Annotated in this window: 18 protein-coding genes, 1 tRNA gene, 1 other RNA gene and 1 pseudogene; 9 read left to right on the forward strand and 12 right to left on the reverse strand. The window is 63.7% G+C overall.

Going from position 1 to position 20761, the window contains the following annotated elements; all coding sequences use genetic code 11:
- Positions 1 to 14: 14 nt before the first annotated feature.
- Positions 15 to 431, forward strand: a complete 417-nt coding sequence (locus AC1MBU_RS03570; protein WP_277358815.1) for a CoA-binding protein — start codon at positions 15 to 17, stop codon at positions 429 to 431.
- A 17-nt stretch (positions 432 to 448) separates the two neighbouring features.
- On the opposite strand, the gene AC1MBU_RS03575 is transcribed toward AC1MBU_RS03570, so the two are convergent.
- On the reverse strand, positions 449 to 1270 hold the full coding sequence (locus AC1MBU_RS03575) for a DUF1206 domain-containing protein (protein WP_479788588.1): 822 nt from the start codon (positions 1268 to 1270) through the stop codon (positions 449 to 451).
- A 58-nt stretch (positions 1271 to 1328) separates the two neighbouring features.
- On the opposite strand from AC1MBU_RS03575, the pseudogene AC1MBU_RS03580 reads away from it, so the two are divergent.
- Positions 1329 to 1427, forward strand: a pseudogene (locus AC1MBU_RS03580) (MmcQ/YjbR family DNA-binding protein); the annotation flags it as partial.
- A gap of 79 nt (positions 1428 to 1506) precedes the next feature.
- A complete protein-coding gene (locus tag AC1MBU_RS03585) occupies positions 1507 to 1986 on the forward strand; it encodes a DUF1990 family protein (RefSeq protein WP_479788590.1) in 480 nt (159 codons plus the stop codon).
- A gap of 6 nt (positions 1987 to 1992) precedes the next feature.
- Here AC1MBU_RS03585 and AC1MBU_RS03590 read toward each other — a convergent pair whose 3' ends face one another.
- From AC1MBU_RS03590 to AC1MBU_RS03615, 6 genes are all read right to left on the reverse strand, one after another.
- Complete coding sequence (locus AC1MBU_RS03590) at positions 1993 to 2379, reverse strand: DUF1304 domain-containing protein (RefSeq protein ID WP_479788594.1); 387 nt, start codon at positions 2377 to 2379, stop codon at positions 1993 to 1995.
- 114 nt (positions 2380 to 2493) lie between these two features.
- Positions 2494 to 4767, reverse strand: coding sequence for a phosphoribosylformylglycinamidine synthase subunit PurL (gene purL, locus AC1MBU_RS03595; RefSeq protein WP_479789711.1), 2274 nt, complete (start codon positions 4765 to 4767; stop codon positions 2494 to 2496).
- 11 nt (positions 4768 to 4778) lie between these two features.
- On the reverse strand, positions 4779 to 5555 hold the full coding sequence (gene purQ, locus AC1MBU_RS03600) for a phosphoribosylformylglycinamidine synthase subunit PurQ (RefSeq protein ID WP_056546083.1): 777 nt from the start codon (positions 5553 to 5555) through the stop codon (positions 4779 to 4781).
- On the reverse strand, positions 5552 to 5809 hold the full coding sequence (gene purS / locus AC1MBU_RS03605) for a phosphoribosylformylglycinamidine synthase subunit PurS (protein WP_277358811.1): 258 nt from the start codon (positions 5807 to 5809) through the stop codon (positions 5552 to 5554). The genes purQ and purS overlap by 4 nt, the downstream gene beginning before the upstream one ends.
- Before the next feature lie 193 nt (positions 5810 to 6002).
- Positions 6003 to 6398, reverse strand: coding sequence for an SSI family serine proteinase inhibitor (locus AC1MBU_RS03610; RefSeq protein WP_346027910.1), 396 nt, complete (start codon positions 6396 to 6398; stop codon positions 6003 to 6005).
- A 239-nt stretch (positions 6399 to 6637) separates the two neighbouring features.
- Positions 6638 to 7612 (reverse strand): 3-methyladenine DNA glycosylase, encoded by a 975-nt coding sequence (locus AC1MBU_RS03615; RefSeq protein ID WP_479788597.1) that lies wholly within the window; start codon positions 7610 to 7612, stop codon positions 6638 to 6640.
- 302 nt (positions 7613 to 7914) lie between these two features.
- Between AC1MBU_RS03615 and AC1MBU_RS03620 the strand changes: the two genes are divergently transcribed.
- Both AC1MBU_RS03620 and AC1MBU_RS03625 read left to right on the forward strand, forming a co-directional pair.
- Positions 7915 to 10989: a S8 family peptidase gene (locus AC1MBU_RS03620; RefSeq protein ID WP_479789712.1), complete on the forward strand. Its 3075-nt coding sequence runs from the start codon at positions 7915 to 7917 to the stop codon at positions 10987 to 10989.
- 138 nt (positions 10990 to 11127) lie between these two features.
- Complete coding sequence (locus tag AC1MBU_RS03625; RefSeq protein WP_346027912.1) at positions 11128 to 11406, forward strand: hypothetical protein; 279 nt, start codon at positions 11128 to 11130, stop codon at positions 11404 to 11406.
- Between the two features lie 8 nt (positions 11407 to 11414).
- Here AC1MBU_RS03625 and AC1MBU_RS03630 read toward each other — a convergent pair whose 3' ends face one another.
- Positions 11415 to 12701: an aspartate kinase gene (locus AC1MBU_RS03630; protein WP_479788599.1), complete on the reverse strand. Its 1287-nt coding sequence runs from the start codon at positions 12699 to 12701 to the stop codon at positions 11415 to 11417.
- A 215-nt stretch (positions 12702 to 12916) separates the two neighbouring features.
- On the opposite strand from AC1MBU_RS03630, the gene AC1MBU_RS03635 reads away from it, so the two are divergent.
- Positions 12917 to 13849 (forward strand): ABC transporter ATP-binding protein, encoded by a 933-nt coding sequence (locus tag AC1MBU_RS03635; RefSeq protein ID WP_277358807.1) that lies wholly within the window; start codon positions 12917 to 12919, stop codon positions 13847 to 13849.
- On the forward strand, positions 13846 to 14976 hold the full coding sequence (locus AC1MBU_RS03640; protein WP_277358806.1) for an ABC transporter permease: 1131 nt from the start codon (positions 13846 to 13848) through the stop codon (positions 14974 to 14976). Before AC1MBU_RS03635 ends, AC1MBU_RS03640 begins: the two co-directional genes overlap by 4 nt.
- Positions 14977 to 15044: 68 nt before the next feature.
- Here the strand turns inward: AC1MBU_RS03640 and recR are convergent, their stop codons facing one another.
- The 4 genes from recR to ffs all read right to left on the reverse strand — a co-directional run bounded on the left by recR (position 15045) and on the right by ffs (position 19287).
- Complete coding sequence (gene recR, locus AC1MBU_RS03645) at positions 15045 to 15641, reverse strand: recombination mediator RecR (protein WP_056546101.1); 597 nt, start codon at positions 15639 to 15641, stop codon at positions 15045 to 15047.
- A 51-nt stretch (positions 15642 to 15692) separates the two neighbouring features.
- A complete protein-coding gene (locus AC1MBU_RS03650) occupies positions 15693 to 18215 on the reverse strand; it encodes a DNA polymerase III subunit gamma and tau (RefSeq protein ID WP_479788604.1) in 2523 nt (840 codons plus the stop codon).
- 9 nt (positions 18216 to 18224) lie between these two features.
- Complete coding sequence (gene gluQRS, locus AC1MBU_RS03655) at positions 18225 to 19145, reverse strand: tRNA glutamyl-Q(34) synthetase GluQRS (RefSeq protein ID WP_479788607.1); 921 nt, start codon at positions 19143 to 19145, stop codon at positions 18225 to 18227.
- A 45-nt stretch (positions 19146 to 19190) separates the two neighbouring features.
- Positions 19191 to 19287, reverse strand: an RNA gene (gene ffs / locus AC1MBU_RS03660) — signal recognition particle sRNA small type.
- A gap of 103 nt (positions 19288 to 19390) precedes the next feature.
- Between ffs and AC1MBU_RS03665 the strand changes: the two genes are divergently transcribed.
- Together AC1MBU_RS03665 and AC1MBU_RS03670 are read left to right on the forward strand one after the other, a co-directional pair.
- Positions 19391 to 19475, forward strand: a tRNA-Ser gene (locus AC1MBU_RS03665).
- Positions 19476 to 19692: 217 nt separating this feature from the next.
- Positions 19693 to 20754 (forward strand): ferredoxin reductase, encoded by a 1062-nt coding sequence (locus AC1MBU_RS03670; RefSeq protein WP_346027915.1) that lies wholly within the window; start codon positions 19693 to 19695, stop codon positions 20752 to 20754.
- The last annotated feature ends 7 nt before the right edge of the window (positions 20755 to 20761 follow it).

Below are 20761 nucleotides of genomic sequence, written 5' to 3' on the forward strand. Positions count from 1 at the left end.
GAGAAGGAGACTCCATGCCGCACTCCAATGACCCAGCCACCATCAAACGGCTGCTGACCACTCCGGCGCGCTGGGCCGTCGTCGGGCTCTCGAACAATCCGCGGCGGGCCGCTATGGGGGTATCGCGCTTCCTGATCGACCAGCTCGGAATGGAGGTTGTTCCGGTCAGTCTGAAAGGTGACGACGTTTACGGCCGCACCGGATACAAGCGGCTGGCCGACGTGCAGGGAGAGATCGACGTCGTCGACTGCTTCGTGAACAGCCAACGGGTGGGCGCGGTGGTCGACGATGCGATCGCAGTGGGCGCCAAGGCGGTCTGGCTGCAGCTCGGAGTGATCGACGAGGCGGCGGCCCAGCGGGCGGCTGATGCAGGACTGGACGTTGTCATGAACACCTGCCCCGCCATCGAGGCTCCGAGGTTGGGGCTGTAAGCACGAAGCCCCCGCACTCACATGCGCTGGTAGCGGGAGCGCACCACCATGAAGACGCCGTACGCGATCAGCCCCAGTGCAACCGCGCCCAGGATGTAGACGCCGAATGGCTGCTCCTGCAGTGACTTGAGTGCGCCGTCCAACCCGCTCGACTTTTCCGGGTCGTGTGTGACGGTCGCGGTGATGACCAGAATGCCCAGCACGCCCAGCGCGATCCCCTTGGCGACATAGCCGATGGTCCCCAGCGTGGTGATGGCCTTGCCTGTCGAGCCCGAGGGCTTGCCTGACAGATGCTCTTCGAACTTCTGGGTAACGCCGCTGTAGACGAAGTACCCCGCCACAATGAGAATACCGACGCCGATCGCGAGCAGGAGCGCGGGCCCGGCGGGGCTCGCCATCAGGGCCGCACTGGTCGACTGGGTTGAGCCGCCTCCGCCTCCGCCCAGCGCGTACTGGGCAAACCCGATTCCGATTGCCGCATACACCACGGCTTTTCCACCGTTTTTCAGCCGGTAGATGACATCCTCCTTGCCGTCGAGGCGCTGCGGCGGAAAGAACACCTCGCTCAGCAGGAACAGCGCAAGGGCACAGCACCCGATTGCACAGGCCCACAGCAGGATCCCGCCGAACGGCGTGCTGGCGAGCGATGACATGGCCCCGGCCTGATCGGGGCTGCCTGATCCTCCCGAGGCAACGCGCACAGCAATCAAGCCGATGAGGATGTGCAGCAGGCCCGCCGCGACATACCCTGCACGGGCAGCAATGATGAACGGCTTGGAATCAGCTGCGTCTTCGGCTCCGTCTGCAACCTTCCGCGCCTGTCGGCCCAGGTCTGACATGTGCACTCCTTGATCGTGGTCCCTATAGTGTGTCACCGCTTCGCTGTAGGCTCACTACGTGGATGCAGAACAGCTTCGGGTGGCCTGTCTGGCCTTCCCCGGCACGTTCGAGGACTTCCCGTTCGGGCCGGAAGCCTTCGTTTTCAAGGTGCGCGCACAGGGCAGTGATGCCTGATATCACTCACACCGCAATAGGGTGGACGCGGCTTGGCGCCTGGCCGGCAGGCTTTCGGCCCATGCGCCACCGAATCCGGGTGGGCACGGGAGGAGCCGCCTTTCGCCGGTTGGCCGAGGGCATCCTCACGTTTGAACTCCACCGCCGCTCCAACCTGCGTATCGCGGCGGAACCACGAGCCGCCGTCGGAGGCTCCGTAACCGTGGGGTTCGGTGTGGGCAATTTACGCCTAGATGCGCCGTGTGAAGTGGTATGGGTGGAAGAAGTGAACCCAACCAGCGACGACGACGGCGGTGCCGCTCGCGGCGCCCGCCGGGCCGGCTTTGGTTACGCCACCCTGCCGGGTCATCCGGAGACCGGCGAGGAGAGTTTCGTTGCAGTGCTGGAGGCCGACGGCTCGGTGTTCTTCGAACTGCACGCCTACAGCCGGCATGGGAACTGGTTCTACCGTCTCGGTGCTCCGGTAGCGCGGTTCTGCCAGGAACTCGCTACCCGCTGGTACCTTAATGCTGCCCGCCAGCTGGCGGCAGGTCCAGCGTAAGCAGATTCAGGCCTGCTGCACCATGGGCAGGGTCAACAGCGCAAGAAGAGGAGGGGCTCCCTGGACCAGGGCGGCAATCCATAGCGTCCGGTTGGTGACCACGAGCACGACGGCGGCGAGCACCATGACTGCCAGCGCGAGGACAATCATGCCGTAACCAACGAGGGTGCCGGACAGAGCCAGGCCCACAATCACACCGCCAGCCAGGAAGAGGTTATAGAAGCCCTGGTTGAACGCCATGGGCCGAATGATGTCTGCGTGTTCCTGGGAGGCAATCCCGAACTTCCGCCACGCGGACGGGTGACGCCAACGCACACTTTCGAGCACAAAGATGTACACGTGCAACAGACCCGCAATCATGGCGAAAAGCGCACTCAACAGCGGAAATGTCATACATCAACCCTATCTGCTGGGTTGCTCTACCCATGGACAGCTCACGTAACGATATGGCAGAGCACCGGCGTGCAGTACGCCGGTGCTCTGCCATATCAGCGCTCGCCCGAAGGCTTACGCGAAGTGCTTCGGAAGCGTGGCTTCGTGTGCTTCCTTCAGCTCCGTCAACGGGAGGGTGAAGTGACCCTGCACGTCGAGCGCGTTGCTCTCGACATCCACAACACCGATCCGCGTACGCGGGAAGTTCCGCGCGGCGCACATATCGTTGAACCGCACCTCTTCCGAACGGGGAACGGAAACGACGGCGCGGGCCTGGCTTTCACTGAACAGCGCGGTGAACGCGTCAATTCCGTCGCGCTCGCACAGCTCGTCAATTGCGATCCGCGCACCTACACCGAAGCGCAGGGCTGCCTCCGACAGTGCGGCGGCGAGCCCGCCCTCGGAGAGGTCGTGTGCCGCATCGATCATGCCGTCGCGGGAGGAGTTGATGAGGATCGCCGCGAGCGTCTTCTCGGCACCGAGATCCAGCGCCGGGGGCTGCCCGCCGAGGTGGCCGTGAAGGTTTGCCCACTCGGAGCCGTCGAGCTCATCGCGGGTGGTGCCGAGCAGGTAGATAGCCTGCCCGTCCTCCCGCCAGCCCGACGGCGTGCGGCGGGCGACGTCGTCGAACACGCCCAGCACACCGACCACCGGCGTGGGGTGGATTGCCACGCCGCCCGTCTGGTTGTACAGCGACACGTTGCCGCCTGTCACTGGTACGCCCAGTTCCTGGCAGGCGTCAGCGAGACCGCGAACGGACTCGGCAAACTGCCACATCACCTCCGGGTCCTCGGGGGATCCGAAGTTGAGGCAGTCAGTGACGGCCATCGGCTTCGCACCGGAGGTAGCAACGTTACGGTAGGCCTCCGCGAGAGCCAGGCGGGCGCCGTCGTAAGGGTTGAGGTAGGAGTAGCGGCCGTTTGCGTCAGTGGAGAGCGCGATGCCCAGGCCGGTTTCCTCGTCAACGCGGACCACACCGGCATCATCCGGCATGGCCAGGGCGGTGTTGCCCTGGACGTAGCGGTCGTACTGGTTGGTGATCCAGTCCTTGGAGCACATGTTTGGGGAGGCCATGAGTTCGAGCACCGCTGCCTTGAGGTCGGAAGGCCGGTCTCCGGCGAAGGAATCTGCCTGCACACCGTCCAGCCACTCGGGGCGGGAGTACGGGCGCTCGTAGACCGGGCCGTCGTGGGCAACGGTGCGGGGATCGACGTCGACAATTTTTTCGCCGGCCCACTCGATGATGAGGCGGCCGGTGTCCGTGACCTCACCCAGCCAGGAGTACTCGACGTTCCACTTGTCCATGATGGCCTCGAACGCGGCGGTATTCTCCGGTGTCACCACCGCCATCATGCGTTCCTGCGATTCCGACATAAGGATTTCGCCCGGAGTCAGCGACGGGTCCCGCAGCAGGACGCTGGTGAGCTCGACGTGCATACCGCCGTCGCCGTTCGAAGCCAGCTCCGACGTTGCGCAGGAGATACCGGCTGCGCCGAGATCCTGGATGCCCTCCACCACTGAGGCCTTGAACAGCTCAAGGCAGCACTCAATGAGGACCTTCTCGGCGAATGGGTCACCCACCTGAACGGCGGGGCGCTTCGACGGCTTGGAGGAATCAAACGATTCCGACGCCAGCACCGATGCGCCGCCAATTCCGTCGCCGCCCGTCCGCGCACCGAAGAGCACCACGCGGTTATCGACGCCGGACGCGTTGGCCAGCCGGATGTCCTCGTGGCGAAGGACGCCCACTGCGAGGGCGTTGACCAGCGGGTTGCCCTGGTAGACGGAGTCGAACACCACCTCGCCGCCGATGTTCGGCAGGCCGAGGGAGTTGCCGTACCCGCCGATGCCGGAGACGATGCCGTGCACCAGGCGCGGGGTGTCCGGGTGATCGATAGCTCCGAAACGCAGCGGATCCATGACCGCAACCGGGCGCGCACCCATCGAGATGATGTCGCGGACAATGCCGCCGACGCCCGTCGCCGCGCCCTGATAGGGCTCCACGAACGAGGGGTGGTTGTGGGACTCGACCTTGAAGGTCACCGCCCAGCCGTCACCGATATCCACGACGCCGGCGTTCTCACCGATACCGACGAGCAGGTGCTCCTTCATGGCCTCGGTGACCTTGTCACCAAACTGGCGCAGGTGCACCTTCGAGGACTTGTAGGAGCAGTGCTCGCTCCACATGACCGAGTACATGGCGAGCTCAGCAGCGGTTGGCCGGCGTCCGAGAATCTCGACGACCCGCAGATACTCGTTTTCCTTCAGGCCCAGTTCGGCCCAGGGCAGGGGCTGCTCGGGAGTCTGCTCCGCGTGCTCGACCGTGTCGATATTGAACTTCTTGGACATTGTCTCTGTGGTCACTTGTTAACCAGCTTCTGCAGTACCGAGGTGAAAATGCCGAGTCCGTCCACGCCGCCGCGGACCTCAACCTCACCGAGAGCTGAGGAGTCAGGACCGAAGCCCGCCTCGACTGCATGCTCAGGGTGGGGCATGAGGCCAACAACGTTGCCGTGCTCATTGGTGATGCCGGCGATGTCGCGGCGTGAGCCGTTGGGGTTGCCGCCCAGATAACGAAAGACCACGCGCCCCTCGCCCTCAAGCTCGTCAAGAGTGCGCTCGTCGGCAACGAACTGGCCGTCCTGGTTCTTCAGCGGAACCACAATCTCACTGCCCTCGGCGTAGGAGGAGGTCCACGCCGTCGAGCTGTTCTCCACTTTCAGGCGCTGGTCCTTGCACAGGAAGTGCAGGTGGTTGTTCTTGACCATTGAGCCGGGGAGGAGGTGTGCCTCGGTGAGGACCTGGAAGCCGTTGCAGATGCCGAGCACGGGGAGTGAACCACCGGTTGCAGCAGCGGTGATCTGCTCCATCAGCGGAGCGAAACGCGAGATTGCACCTGCACGCAGGTAATCCCCGTAGGAAAAACCGCCGGGGATGATGACTGCGTCCACATCCTTGAGGTCATGGTCGCCGTGCCACAGCGCGACGCCGGTGCCTCCTGCGAGGCGGACGGCCCGGAGGGCATCGCGATCATCGAGCGATCCGGGGAACGTGACAACACCGACGCGGACGCCCGACAAACTCGAATCCACCACCGCGGCATTCGAATGCCCGATCAGCGGAGTTTCGACGGTCACTGGGCGTCCTCGATAACCTCGACGCGCGTCACGTCCTCGATCACCGGATTGGAGAGCAGGGTAGCGGCCGCATCGCGGGCGGCTTGCAGCACTTCTTCCGTGACATCGCCCTCGACGGACAGCTCGAACCGCTTCCCTTGCCGCACTTCAGCGAAGCCGGTGAATCCGAGGCGGGGGAGGGCGCCGGCAATGGCCTTGCCCTGCGGATCCAGGATTTCGGGTTTGGGCATGACGTCAACAACGATCCGGGGCATCCGGCAACTCCTGTGAAGTGTGCGCACTGGAAAATGCGGTTAAATGCGGGTGCCCGACGGGTGCCGTCTCACGCTTGGATATTTACAGCCTGTTCCAGCGCTCCGCGAGCTTGCCGTTCCATTCTACCGGCCGAACTCCCCGGCCCGGAAACTCGCGTCCGTTCGCCCGGAATCAGCGTGCGTCAGCGAAGAACTAGCGTGCGCCGGCAGCGCCCAGCACGGTTTCGAGGGCATTCCATCGTGCAATCTCGCAGCCGTCCGTGGCCGAGAAGGAGGCGTACACCCGGTGTCCGTCGACGGTGCCCTTGACTGTTGCTGTCTGCGGACCGCCATACTGCTGGGTGCACATCTGGTTGGGGTCCGGCTGTGCGTTGAAGAAGGCAGCGCCCAGACGTTTCACAGCTGCACACGCCGCTTCCGGGTTGGGCACAGTTGTGGTTTCGCCGATGCCGTCCGGAGTGCATTCGAGGAAATACTCGGTTGGCTGGGAGTCCGGGGTGGGCTTGATGCTGATGGCCAGCATGGCGGTACCCACGGCGTCGGGGTCCGACGGCAGGCTGGGGGTGGGCTTCTGTGAATCTGTTGGCATGCTGCTCTCCGTGGCTGTCGGCGACGAGGATGGTCCCGCTGATTCGGTACTGGGCGTCGTGGGAGGGGCAGCGGTCAGCTCCGTAGCGGGCTGACCCGCCGTGCCGCACGCTGCCAGGGTAGCCGAAAGTGCCGTGGCGGTAAGGATGCAGGCTATCCTGACGGCAGCGCCGTGTGCCAGTCCCATGGGAAAACTCCTAGTCACCCTCGAAGCACCTTTTCGCGGGGTGATCCCCGCACTCAGCGCCCGACGCCGGGTTGATTTCCCGGCTGAAGTTGATTGATGTACTTGCTTAACTGTGCACGCTTTAGCTGGGATTCAGCCGAGAACTCACGTTGCGCCCGCACATAGTCTGCCCGGCCTGCCGGCGTCTCGATGGCGATCGGAGGGTAGCCCCACTCGGCAAGGTCGTAGGGAGATGCCTTCATGTCCATGATCCGGATCCGCCAGGCGAGTTCAAAGCAGTCCATCACGAGCTCGCTCGGAAGCGCCGGCACCAGCTTGTACGCCCACTTGTAGAGGTCCATGTTCGCGTGCAGGCAGCCTGGCTGTTCAAGGGTCCGCTGTGTTGTGCGAGTCGGTTGAAGTTCGTTCAGCGGGACCGCCTGCGGCGCATAGAAGCGGAAGGCATCGAAGTGTGTGCACCGGATGCGGTTAGCCTCCACCACCTCGTCCGTCCCGCTGGAGCCAAGCCGGAGGTTCAGGTATTCGTGCCGGATGGCGTTGTCCTCCGACTTGTACGCCATGGCCCACTCATGCAGCCCGAAGCAGCCAAGCTGCGCCGGACGGGCAGCCGTGCCGGACAGGATGATCCCCGCGAAGTCGACCGCTTCGCGCCGTGCAGCCAGGAAAGCTTCCAGATCCACGATGACTGCGCCGTCGTCGTTCAGGTTCAGTTGCTGCTGTTCCCTGCCCGTGAGCGGGCGGTAGAACTTCCAACCGGCGCGTTCGACGGCGGCCGGTCCGGTCAGCACCGTATGCGCACCCGGATGCCACCGCAGCAGTTGGGCGGGCTTCTGGGTGTAGTAAGTGAAGAGGAAGTCCTCCACCGGATGCTTGCGCTGTTGCGCGCGGCGACGCAGGTACGGCTCGGTGTAGGCGCGAGCACGCTCGGCATGGGCGAGGGCTCGGGGCTCCCACTCTTCCGGAGCCAGGACTGTCAGTGGCACCTCACCATTATCACCTGATGGCCTCGAGCAACCGTCTTCTACCATCCTGGCCGTCCAAAGTGAATGAACGAGCGTTATGAAAACCCGATTTTGCTGGAAGTCTCTGTTTACCGGCAGGATCTGCTCAGGAGTATGCCCTCATGACGTTACTCGGGGGTAGCCTATGTGAGGCTCGGTTGTGATTCAGGGCACAGCCCCACACCAGCTGCTTTCAGTCCGGCAGGTCCGGGCGCTTTTTCGATGAAAGGTATTCTCGCGTGAAAGACCCCCAACACAGGAATCCGCGGGCAGGTGGTCTGCGTGGAGCTACAGCTCTCGTACTCGGCCTGCCGCTGATTCTCGGATCCATGACAGCGGTACCTGCCGCTGCAGCACCCGCTGGTCCTACTGCTACCCAGCAGATCCAGCCGGTCAAGAAAGTGGACCCCAGCAACTACCCGGACGGCCGCTACATCGTTGTGCTCAATGAAGAGCCTGCGGCTACATACGACGGCGGTGTGCCCGGCATCGAAGCCACCAAGCCGGCGAAGGGCGAAAAACTCACCGGCAAGAAGGACTTCCAGAAGTACAAGAAGCACCTGGAGCAGAATCAGCGGGCTGTGGCCGCCGAGGAGGGTGTGGAAATCAACCGCTCCTACGCTGCCGCGCTCAACGGCTTCAGTGCCAAGCTGACATCGGAGCAGGCGGTTGAACTCGCCAAGGATCCGAACGTGCGCATGGTTGCTCCGGACGTCGAAAACGCGCCGGACGATTACTCGAGCATGGACATCCTTGAACTCCGCGGTAAGAAGGGTGCCTGGAAGACCGAGTTCAGCGGCGAGAAGAACGCAGGCGCCGGGACAGTCGTCGGCGTCATCGACACCGGGTACGCACCGGGCAGCGCGTTCTTCGCCGGCGAGGAAGTACAGCCGCTCAAGGGCAACGCGAAGCCGAAGGTCGGCGTCCCCTACCTCAACGCTGAAGGCCAGATCGCCATGTTGAAGGCGGACGGCTCCACCTTCCTCGGTGAGTGCCAGGCCGGCGAAGGTTTCACCGGCGAGGAGTGCAACTCCAAGGTTCTTGCGGCACAGTACTTTGCCGAGGACTTCATCCGCTTCGTTCCCGAAGCGAATCGTGCACCGGAGGAGCTCCTGTCCCCGGTCGACGTCGACACGCACGGAACCCACACGGCGAGCACCGCCGCGGGCAACAGCGGCGTCACGCAGACCGTTGACGGCCGCGACTTCGGTGTGTCTGCGGGCGTAGCTCCAGCGGCCAAGCTGTCGGTCTACAAGGTCTGCTGGGCCGATGATGATCCCGCTACCGGCGGCTGCTACTCGTCCTCCTCAGTTGCTGCCATCGAGCAGGCAACTCTGGACGGCGTAGACGTGCTGAACTACTCGATCTCAGGCAGCGCGACCACCACCACCGATCCTGTGTCGCTGGCCTTCCTCGGCGCAGCATCCGCAGGAGTCTTCGTGGCAGCCTCGGCCGGTAACTCCGGTCCGACCGCCAGCACCGTCAACCACGGTGCGCCATGGGTCACGACCGTCGCCGCGAGCACCTTCAGCCACGCGCTGCAGGGCACTGCCGAGTTCTCCGACGGGACCAAGTTCCGCGGCGCCAGCATCATGAACGCCGGCGTACCCGCCAGCCCGGTTATTCTCAGTGCCGACGCGGCTGCAGCAGGCGGGGTCAGTCCTGCCCTGTGTGGACCCGATTCGCTTGACCCCGCACTGGTGACCGGCAAGATCGTTGTCTGTGATCGCGGTGTCTTTGACCGCGTTGCCAAGTCCGCTGAGGTGAAACGAGCGGGCGGCATCGGCATGATCCTGGTCAACCTCACCGATTCCTCGATGGACACGGACAAGCACTCGGTACCTACCGTGCACGTCAATGCTCCCCAGAGCCTCGCGCTCAAGGAGAAGGTTGCAGCCAACCCGGACATCAAGGTAGCGCTGGTCCCGGAGGACACCACCGGAGAGCCGTTGCCTCCCGTCCCGCAGATCGCAGGCTTCTCCTCACGCGGTCCGCTGCTCGCAACGGGTTCGGACCTCCTGAAGCCGGACATCGCAGCTCCCGGCGTGGCCGTTCTCGCAGGTGTTTCACCGATCGGTACCGGTGGTGACGAGTTCGGGTTCCTTTCCGGAACCTCGATGGCGTCCCCGCATGTTGCCGGCGTCGGAGCCCTTATTCTGGCCGAGAACCCCAAGTGGTCACCCGCTGCGGTCAAGTCCGCCATGATGACCACTGCAACCCCCGTGAAGAACGCTGAAGGCGGCGTAGACGGCGACGTCTTCGCAACCGGCGCAGGCCAGGTCAACCCTTCTGGCGTGCTCAGCCCGGGCCTCATCTACGACGCCGGTCTGAAAGAATACCTGCAGTTCGTTGAGGGAACCGGCTTTGCGGACGTCGATGGCCTCGAGGGCATCGACGCCAAGGACATGAACGTCCCGTCCTTCGCCGTGGGCAACCTGACCGGTAAGGTCACCGTCACCCGTACGGTCACCGGTATGAAGCCGGGCACCTACACCGCATCAGCGAACGTGCCTGGTGTGGATGTGACGGTTACCCCGTCGGTCCTGAAGTTCACCAAGCCGGGCGAAAGCCAGAGCTTCACGGTGACCTTCGAGAACGACACAGCGGCCCTCGGCCAGTTCGCCAAGGGCTCGCTCACCTGGCAGAGCAAGCAGGAAGCGGTTACGTCGCCTGTTGCAGTTCGGCCCCAGTCGGTAGAGGCTCCGTCCGAGGTGTCCTTCACCTCCGAGGGTCCTGACGGCAGCGGAACGATCCCGGTAACCTCGGGATCCAACGCTCCTATCGCCATGGAACTTCTCGGTTTGTCCAAGGCAACCAATGAAGACTTCTCACTGGTCCCGAATGGCGGAGGACTATCCCTCTCAACGAACGCATCAAACTACGTGAGTACCCTGACTATCCCTGAGGGCACTCCGTTCGCGAAGCTGTCCGTTGTCTCCGCCGATCCGACTGCGGACTTTGACTTCTTCGTGGTCAACTCGCGTAATCAGATTGCCTATCAGGCAGCTACGGGCTCGGCAAGCGAGAGCCTGAACCTGCAGAATCCCACTCCGGGTACCTACAGGGTGATCGTCAACCTGTTCGCTAGCCCTGACGGTCGGGCAACTGCCGGAACCTTCAACGCCGCCATCCTGGGCGCCGATGAGGGCAACGCCTCGCTCACGCCGAACCCGCTGGAGCTCGCCAACGGTGAGTCCGGTGAAGTCACGCTGAACTGGACCGGCCTCGAGCCGGGCTCCTACGTAGGTCGCGTGACCTACGAAGGATCCGCAGCCGTAACGTTCGTTTCGGTTGTTGTAGGCGCTGACGGTGTAGCCGCACCGACGGCAGTGTCATCGACCGGTGATGCAGACAAGCTGCGCACTGCCCCTCAGGGGGACGCTACTCCGACAAACGGTAAGTAGCATTCGCCGGTAGGAAAGCACAGCAAATCCCCCGCACTGGTAACGGTGCGGGGGATTTCTGCGTTCAGCAGGCTCTTTTTACCCCGTACGGACTTAAGATGTGGGTACTCGACCAGCCGCAGAGAGAAGGCGATACCCATGGCTGAGAGAAACCGGCGCCGCTGGATCAGGAATCCGATACCGATCTTCCTCGGTCCTGCCGAGAGGGACGATCTCGATGGGCCTGTAGTACACCGGCATGATGAGTTCGAGCTGGCTTCAGAAACTGAACTCGCTGAACTCAACATCGAGGTGGACTCGGACGGGCATCACTACGCCGTCCGGAGGCATCCGGACCACGAGGCGGTGCGCCGTACCGAACCGGTCCAGAAGTACCCGGACTACTTCACGAAGCCTGTCCTTCACACCGAGGATTGACGCGTGGTTTAGCGACCCGTGCCCGCATAGACGGTGGCGACGGCCTCACCGTCGAGGTCGAACGCGGCATGCACCGCGCGTACCGCAGTGTCGAGCAGATCTGCGCTGGTCACTACCGAGATACGGATTTCGGAGGTGGAGATCATGTCGATGTTCACACCGGCGTCGGACAGTGCCTTGAAGAACTTGTAGGAGACGCCGGGATTTGATCGCATGCCGGCGCCGATGAGCGACAGCTTGCCGATCTGCTCGTCGTATTCAACACTCTCGTAGCCGACATCCGCCTGGGCGGTCTTCAATGCCGCGCGGGCGTCTGCGCCTTCAATAATCGGCAGAGTGAAGGAAATATCCGTGCGTCCGGAGCCGTGCGTCGAAACGTTCTGGACGATCATGTCGATGTTCGAGTGGGCGCCTGCAACGATCCCGAAAATCTCAGCTGCCTTGCCCGGGATATCCGGAACGCCGACCACTGTGACCTTTGCTTCTGACCGATCATGGGCAACACCGGAGATGATGGGCTGTTCCAAGGGTTCTCCCTCTTGAATCTTGATGGTGTCATCGGGGTTGGGCAGTACCCAGGTCCCCTCGAGCTGGCTGAAGGATGAGCGGACGTGCAGCGGAACGCCGAACCGGCGAGCGTACTCCACGCAGCGAAGGTGCAGGATTTTTGCCCCTGAGGCGGCCATCTCGAGCATTTCCTCGCTGGAGATGGTGGCGATCTTCCGGGCGGCAGGGACAACACGCGGATCAGCCGTGTAGACGCCGTCGACGTCGGTATAAATTTCGCAGACGTCGGCATTCAGCGCCGCTGCGAGCGCAACAGCCGTGGTGTCCGAACCTCCGCGGCCGAGAGTGGTGATGTCATTGCTGTCCTGGCTCATCCCCTGGAACCCGGCGACAATCGCGATGTCGCCTTTGTCGATTGAGGTCTTGATCCGGTGCGGCGATACGGCGATGATCCGGGCCTTGCCGTGGATGGCATCGGTGATCATGCCGGCCTGGCTGCCGGTGAAGGACTGCGCGCTGGAGCCTGCTTCATGGATGGCCATGGCGAGCAGTGCCATGGAGATGCGTTCCCCCGCGCTGAGGAGCATGTCCATCTCCCGCGGGTTGGAGGACGAGCTGACCTGCCCGGCCAGATCAAGCAGTTCATCGGTGCTGTCTCCCATGGCGGAAACGACGACGACGACCCGGTTGCCTGCGGCCTGTGTCTCGACGACGCGTTTGGCGACGCGTTTGATTCCTTCGGCGTCCGCCACGGACGAGCCACCGAACTTCTGGACAATTAGGGCCATGCGCACGCTCGCTGAAACTTGGGAGATGATGTCCGGCGGCGTCTTCGGCGCCCGAAACTGGTCAGTTGCGCGGGATTGCTCCCGCCCTGGAGACCGGCCGTGGGATCGAAATGAACCACCGGTAACCGCACACCATGTTAACTGTTCGGATTCGGCTCACCCAATTGGAAGTCGAATTGTGCCGGGATGTCAGTGTGCCTTGCTAGTGTCACATCATGACCAATGGGTATGGGGGAATCATTGCCAGGGGTATTCAACGAAGTTTCGGTTCGGTTGCTGCCGTCCGCAACATCGATTTTGAGGCGCCGCCGGGAGAGGTGACAGCGCTGATCGGGCCCAATGGGTCCGGCAAGACCACCCTGCTGCTGATCCTCGCCTCGCTGTTGGCGCCGGATGCCGGCACTTTGTCCGTCGGCGGATCAGATCCGGGGAAGGACACGGCGGCCGTACGGCGCAAGGTCGGCTGGATGCCTGACACGCTGGGCGTGTGGGAATCCCTCAAGGCCCGGGAGATTCTCACCACCGTCGGTGCGCTCTACGGACTGAGCCCGACGGCGGCAGCTCACCGCGCCGCTGAACTGCTGGCAGAAGTTCGGCTCAGCGACTACGCCGATGCCCCCGCGAGGGTACTGTCCCGTGGCCAGCAGCAGCGGCTCAGCCTGGCCCGGGCGCTCATTCACAACCCGGAGGTACTCCTGCTGGATGAACCGGCATCCGGACTGGACCCGGGTTCCCGGGTGGAACTGCGGATCATGCTGAGGCGGCTGGCAGGAGAAGGCAAGACCATCGTTGTGTCCAGCCACGTCCTGTCGGAATTGGATGAGATCGCGGACCGCGCCGTTTTCGTCAACCGCGGTGAATCCGTGAAGAGCCAGACACTGGATGAGGCAGGAACGCAGCTGCGCAGATACTGCATTCAGGCTGAACCGATGGGAGCGCTCGCCGACGCCTTGACGAGCCACGGCGTCGTCTTCGAGGAGCCCGGTGATTCCCGGCGCGTCGAGTATCAGGTGCTCCTCAGCAGCACCGAACAGGCAGCGTGGCTGTTGCGCACGCTCATCCTGGCGGACGTCGTCGTCACCGCCTTCGCGCCTGCGGGCGGCGCCCTTGAAGAGACTTATATGAGCCTGGATACGGAGCGGCAATGAGCGCCATGGAGACCCAGTCCCTGCAGGAGAGCAGTACACACCACCTTGGCTACGTGACGGGAGTGCGCACCATCTTCGGGTTGGAGATGAAGCAGCGGCTGCGGGGCCGTGCCTGGTACATCATGATGGCCGTCTGGTTCCTTGTGATCGGCCTGGTGTTCCTGCTCGCCACACTGACGACGGCGACCATGGACGGCGCGGGTCCGTTCCTGTTTGACCTGGTGGTCGGCTTTGTCCTGCTCTTTGGCCTGCTGGTGGCGCCGGGGCTTTCAGCGAACGCAATCAATGGCGACCGGACTGGCGGAACCCTTGCCATTCTCCAGATCACGCTGCTCACGCCAGGGCAGATCCTGTGGGGTAAATGGCTGGCGTCCTGGGTTGCGTCACTGGGGTTTCTTGCACTGAGCTCGCCGTTTATCTTCTGGGCGCTGGCGCTGGGAGGGGTCAACCCGCTTGAGGCGTTCGTCTCGCTGCTGGTGCTGGCCATTGAGCTGGGCCTTGTGTGCGCACTCGGTGTCGGGATTTCGGCGCTTGCGGGCAGGCCCCTGTTCTCGATCGTCACCACCTACATGATGGTTGCGCTGCTGTGCATCGGTACGCTGATTGCCTTCGGCCTGAGCATGTCGCTGGTGATCGAGGAGGACGTGCGGGTCACGCAGTCCTTCTACGACTATCCCCAGGAAGCCATCGAGAGCGGGCAGATGCTCACCGAGGAGGATCTGGAGTGCGTCACCAACGAGGTGCTCACGCCGGTCCTGCACACCGAAAGAACTGCGTGGCTTCTCGCTGCCAATCCGTTTGTGCTTGTGGCCGACGCAGTGCCGTATGACCGTGATGCCGGAGATGCGAACTCCGGCGTACTGACCGCAAACTACCGTGCTCCCGGAGTGATGGAAAGCATCAGCGAGCAGGTCCGCCTTGCCCAAGCCGGTCCGGACTACGAGGTCACCTGTGAGGAGGCGCAGTTCTTTGGACCCGGTTCCCGTGACATCGACTCCGAGCCACTGCCGATCTGGCCGCTGGGCCTTGCCCTGCAGGGTGCACTGGCCGGCCTGGTGCTATGGGCGGGCCGTCGGAAGCTGGTGACGCCGGTTCGTCGTCTCGCGCGGGGCACGCGCATCGCGTGACCGCGCCTGATAGAAGTTGCGCACCAGCCTGATGAAACCGGAGCGGGCACGCTTGGCCAGCGCAAAAGTCAGGAGACGGTGCGGCGGCCCTCGAAGGCGCGGCCAAGGGTGATCTCGTCGGCATACTCGAGGTCCCCGCCCACGGGGAGCCCGGAGGCCAGGCGCGTGACCTTGATGCCGATGGTTTTAAGCATGCGCACCAGGTACGTTGCTGTTGCTTCGCCCTCGAGGTTGGGGTCGGTGGCAATAATGATCTCCTGGACCTGGTCATCCGAGAGGCGGCTTAACAGTTCACGGATGCGCAACTGCTCGGGACCGATTCCCGCGATCGGGTTGATGGACCCCCCGAGAACGTGGTACTTGCCGCGGAAAGAACGGGTGCGTTCAACGGCGATGACGTCCTTGGACTCTTCGACCACGCAGATTGCGCTTGGGTCCCGCCGCGGATCGCGGCAGATCCCGCAGGTTTCCTGCTCTGCAACGTTCCCGCAGATGGTGCAGAATTTGACCCGTTCCTTCACGGTGACAATGGCGTTGACGAGGCGCTTGGTGTCTTCCCCGTCAGATTCGAGGATGTAGAACGCGATGCGCTGTGCCGATTTGGGGCCCACGCCGGGAAGGCGTCCCAGCTCGTCGATGAGCTCCTGAACTGCGCCTTCGTACACGGGTGTATGCCTTAGCTGTAGGTGGTGCTGGGCTGGTTCTGGACGGCCCGACTACTGATCGAGGCTGCGTTCCTCGATCAACCGGCCGTTGAGGATCCGTTCGATGGCCTGGCGGCCGACCAATCCGGATTGTTCGATGGTCTCATCATCCGCACTGGGAATGTCTTCAACGTAGCTCAAGTCTACGGCGCCGGCGGGGCGCTCCTGCTGCTTCGGTCGGGCGGCTTCTGCACGTGCAGCTTCATCGAGCAGCTGTTGGTAGCGGCTCGGCCGCGCGGGAGGTTCCCCCTCGAACGAGGGTTCCTCAGGGCCAGGGTCATCAGGATCCTTCGCCGGTTCCGCGGCCAGCCAACTGTCGGCGGCTGGTGACGGGTCTCCTGTTGCCCGATCGGCTGGTGACCGGTCTGGGGGAGTAGGTTGAACGGCGGGCGCAGTCGCAGCTACGGGTGTTGACGGCACTGAGGTCGTGCCACCGCTAGGCTGGGACGCCGGAGCGGCGGTAGGAAGCCCCCACGCATCGTCCACCATTGCTGACTTGGCTTCGCCCGCCGGAACGGGCGTAGCTGATGGAACGGGGGTGACGGGAGTGACGGCTGGAGCGACGGCGGTAACGGCTGGACTGACGACCCGCGGTTCCTGCGCCTCTGCCGGCTGATCCCGGCTAGTTAATACTTTTGGGTGGGGTTCACCCGCTGCCGCGGAGCCGTCGTGGATGGCTTCGATGCTGCAGCTCAGGCCGAGCACCTTATTGATGGCCTGCTTCAGGTTGTCTGTGTGCTGGCCGCGCTGGAAACCGAGCGCATTGCCCTGCGAAGCGAACGCCAGTATGAGCTGGTTGTCGCTGAAGGAACGCGGCTTCGCGTCGGCGTTGACGTTCAGCCAGGTGCTGCGCTTGATACGAGCCAGCTCGTCCATGATCTCCGGCCACGCCCTGCGGATCATCTCGATCTGACCGGACGCCTGCGCTGATTGCGAAGGAGACTGCGCTGCCTGCTCCTGCGAGGGTTGCGTGGCGGGAGATGCCGGCGCGTGCGGCTCGCGCGTAGCGGTCGAAGGACGCTCTTCGGTGTTGGGTGCATCGGAGGGCAAACCCCATCCGCCGCCCCAGTCGGCAGCACCAGGTTCCTGGGCAGGCTCCGGGGCCCGCTCCAGTTTCTCTGCGGGGGCCGGTGTTGCCGCTGAAGCCGGAGCTTCCTGCTGAGTCTCGGGCGGCTGTTGGCCGGCGCCTCGGGATGCCGAAACTGCGGGCGGTGCATCTTCTGATGTGTTGGAGGCAGCGGGTTGGAGAACGGCGGCCGGCGCCGGTTCCGGCTTCGCAGCCGAGGCAGGACCAGCCGGAACCACGGATGGCGCGGGCAGCGATCCCGCTGTACCCGCACCAGCGGAGCCTCCCGCCTCGGGGAGGCCGCTCGCGTAGCTGAGCCGGCGCTCAATCCGGTCAACACGGGCAAGCGTGCCCTGCTCCGACTGGTCCGCAGCGGGCAGCAGGATGCGGGCACAGAGCAGTTCGAGGTGCAATCGCGGAGAGGTTGCGCCAGTCATTTCGGTCAACGCGGTATTGGTGATGTCAGCAGCTCGGGAAAGCTCGGCGCGTCCAAGCTGCTGCGACTGGGTCCGCATCCGGTTCAGTTGGTCATCAGGGATGCCCCGGAGGATGGACGCGGCGGCGTCGGGGACTGCATTGACGATGATCAGGTCCCGAAAGCGCTCCAGCAGGTCCTCAACAAAGCGACGCGGGTCATGGCCCGTCTGGATGACGCGATCAACGGCACCGAAGACGGTCGCGGAATCACCGGCTGCAATGGCGTCAACGACGTCGTCGAGCAGGGAGGCGTGCGTGTAACCGAGCAGCGAAACCGCCAGCTCGTAATCAAGGCCGGACGCCCCCGCCCCGGCCATCAGCTGATCCAGCACAGACAGGGAATCGCGGACTGATCCGCCACCCGCACGAACCACCAGGGACAGTACGCCCGGCGCCACCGGGATGCTCTCCTGGTTGCACAGCAGCTCCAGGTACGCCATGAGCGGCTCGGGTGGAACGAGCCGGAATGGATAATGGTGGGTCCGGGAACGGATGGTTCCGATCACTTTATCCGGCTCAGTTGTGGCAAAGATGAACTTGATGTGCTCCGGCGGCTCTTCGACGATTTTCAGCAGCGCGTTGAAGCCGGCGCTGGTGACCATGTGTGCCTCATCAATGATGAAGATTTTGAAGCGGTCCCGGACCGGTGCAAAGGTGGCGCGCTCGCGGAGGTCCCGGGCATCATCCACGCCACCGTGGGAGGCCGCATCAATTTCGATGACATCCAGGCTTCCCGAGCCGTTACGGGCCAGTTCGACGCAGCTGTCACAGGTGCCGCAGGGGACCGGCGTTGGCCCCTGCGCGCAGTTGAGGCAGCGCGCAAGGATGCGCGCTGAGGTGGTCTTGCCGCAGCCGCGCGGACCGGAGAAAAGATAGGCGTGGTTGACCCTGTTCTTGGAGATCGCCGTCATCAATGGTTCGGTGACGTGCTCCTGGCCGATCACGTCGGAGAACGTCTCCGGACGATACCGGCGGTAAAGGGCTGTACTCACAGAAGAACTCTATCGGTTGGGTGGAACGGTCGCGGCATCGGTGGAGGACAGGTGGGACGGGTCAACAATCCATGGTTCACGAGGCAGCCGGAAAGGATCAAACGCACCCAGCGCAGCGTCGAGCGAGGTGTCCGGCAGGCCGAGTGAGCGCAGGATGAGCGACCGCACTGCCGCTGCCTCCCAGCCCTCCGCGGCGAGCGCTTCGAGAGTTACGGCGCCGTCCCGCTTGGCCAGCCGGCGTCGTTCCGGGTTGAGGGCCAGCGGTACGTGCGCATACTCAACCGGCGGCAATCCAAGCAGCGAGCCGAGATACGCCTGCCGAGGAGCCGAGCTGAGTAGATCGTCGCCGCGCACCACCTGGTCGATGCCCTGCTGCGCATCATCGACGACGACGGCGAGGTTGTACGCAGGCACCCCGTCATTGCGGACCACCACAAAATCATCCACCGCCCCGGTATATCCACCGTGCAGTACGTCCCGGATTTCATACTGCCCGACGTCGGTGCGCAGCCGCAGCGCCGCCGGCCGCACCCTGCGGGCGGCCTCCCGCTCAGCCTCCGACAGGTTCCGGCAGGTGCCGGGGTAGTGGCCCGGCAGGACATGCGGCGCAGACGCTGCTTCGGCGATGTCGCGGCGCGTGCAGAAGCACTCGAAAAGGTGGTCAGCCCTGCGCAGGCGGGTGACGGCGTCGTCGTAATGGGCCTGCCGACCGCTTTGGCGGGCGACCTCACCGTCCCAGGTGAGCCCGACGGCGGTGAGCTCAGCGAGCTGCGCTTCCTCGGCTCCCGCACGGACCCGGTCGAGGTCTTCGACCCGCAGCAGGAACTGCCGGCCGGTGGAGCGCGCGAAGAGCCAGGCCAGGATTGCGGTGCGGAGGTTCCCCACATGAAGTTCACCCGTGGGGCTTGGCGCGAAGCGGCCGGCGGTCACAGAACTCCTTCAGGAAATCACTGCAGGCAATGTGCTGCCAGGGAACGTAAAGACCCCCCATGCACCTGCCAGAGCCCGCTTACCCTTGCTACCTTCCGGTCCTGGGGGAGTTCAACAGGATGACACCACATGAGGGGCCGCGTAATAGTCTACACAAACCGACGGGAGGGTCGCCCGCTGAGATGCGCATCTCCCGATTCGGTACATGGGGGATGTACGGGTATTCTGGAACCTGCTCCAAACAAGGAGGATTCGCCTAGCGGCCTATGGCGCACGCCTGGAACGCGTGTTGGGTTCACGCCCTCGGGGGTTCAAATCCCCCATCCTCCGCTTTCTGCAACACCCCGGCTCGTGTAGTCGGGGTGTTGTGTTTTCCGGCACTGCACAATGTCGCTCCAGCGGTAATGATAAGCCTGCTGAGTAAAGTAATCTTGAGTGAACCGTCCGAAGAGTGAATCATGGAGTACGCCGGATAGCGTCAATCGCAGGGATTGATATGTTCGGCCACGTGCCCATCCTGTGAGGAGTTGCGATTGGACCTGCAGGAATGACCAGGCGACCGAAGCTCAGTCACGCGCTGTCCGCGCTGACCACACCGTTGGCGCCGGAAGACTTTATGTCGCTCTTCAACCCCGTGTTTTCCGCGCGGCAGTTGCGCGGCATCGTCACCAAGGTAGTGCCTGAAACCGCTGACTCGGTGACCATCCACTTTCGTCCGGGGCGGGGCTGGAAAGCGCACCGTGCAGGGCAGTGGGCGCGCATCGGAGTTGAACTTGATGGTGTCCGCCACTGGCGCTCCTACTCCCTGAGCACTGCTGCGGGACAGGATCCGGCAATTACCGTGACAGACATGGGAGCGGTGTCCGGTGTGCTGGTCCGTGAAACCAAGCCGGGAGACATCCTGTTCCTGGCGCCGCCGCAGGGAACCTTCGTCCTGCCGGATCGGCCACGGCCGCTGTTGATGCTGACGGCCGGCAGCGGCATTACCCCGGTGATGTCCATGATCCGCACGCTGGTTCCCCGCCGTCCCGACGCGGACGTTGTCCTGATTCATTCAGCGCGGACTCCCATGAAGACGCTCTTCGTGGAGGAACTTCGCGAACTCGCTGACCAGTTCCGCCAGTTCCGCGTGAAGCTCTGGTTCACCTCCGAGCAAGGCCGCATCGATTTCAGCTCTCCGGCTGCGCTGGACGAAATCTGTGATGACTGGCGGGACCGGGCGGCCTACGCTTGCGGACCCGAGGAGTTCCTCGAGAGTGCCGAGTCGCTGTGGGAAAAGCAGGCGAAACTGCCTTCGGGCAGCCTGACCATCGAGCGCTTCAGCACAGCGCTGGCTGATGGCACCGGGAACGACGGCGGACTGGTCACCTTTGAAGCCTCCGACCGGGAGGTGGAAGCTGACGGAGATACCCCGCTCCTTGAAGTAGGCGAGGATGCCGGGCTGCTCATGCCGAGCGGTTGCCGCATGGGCATCTGCCACAGCTGTTTGCTTCCGCTCCGAGCGGGGCAAGTCCGGGACCTCCGTACCAACGAAGTACATGGAGACCCCGGTCAATTGATACAAACCTGCGTTTCGGCGGCGGCCGGACCGGTGAACCTCGATATCTGAAGGAGTG

It is taken from the genome of Arthrobacter sp. PTI12 (assembly GCF_056679915.1).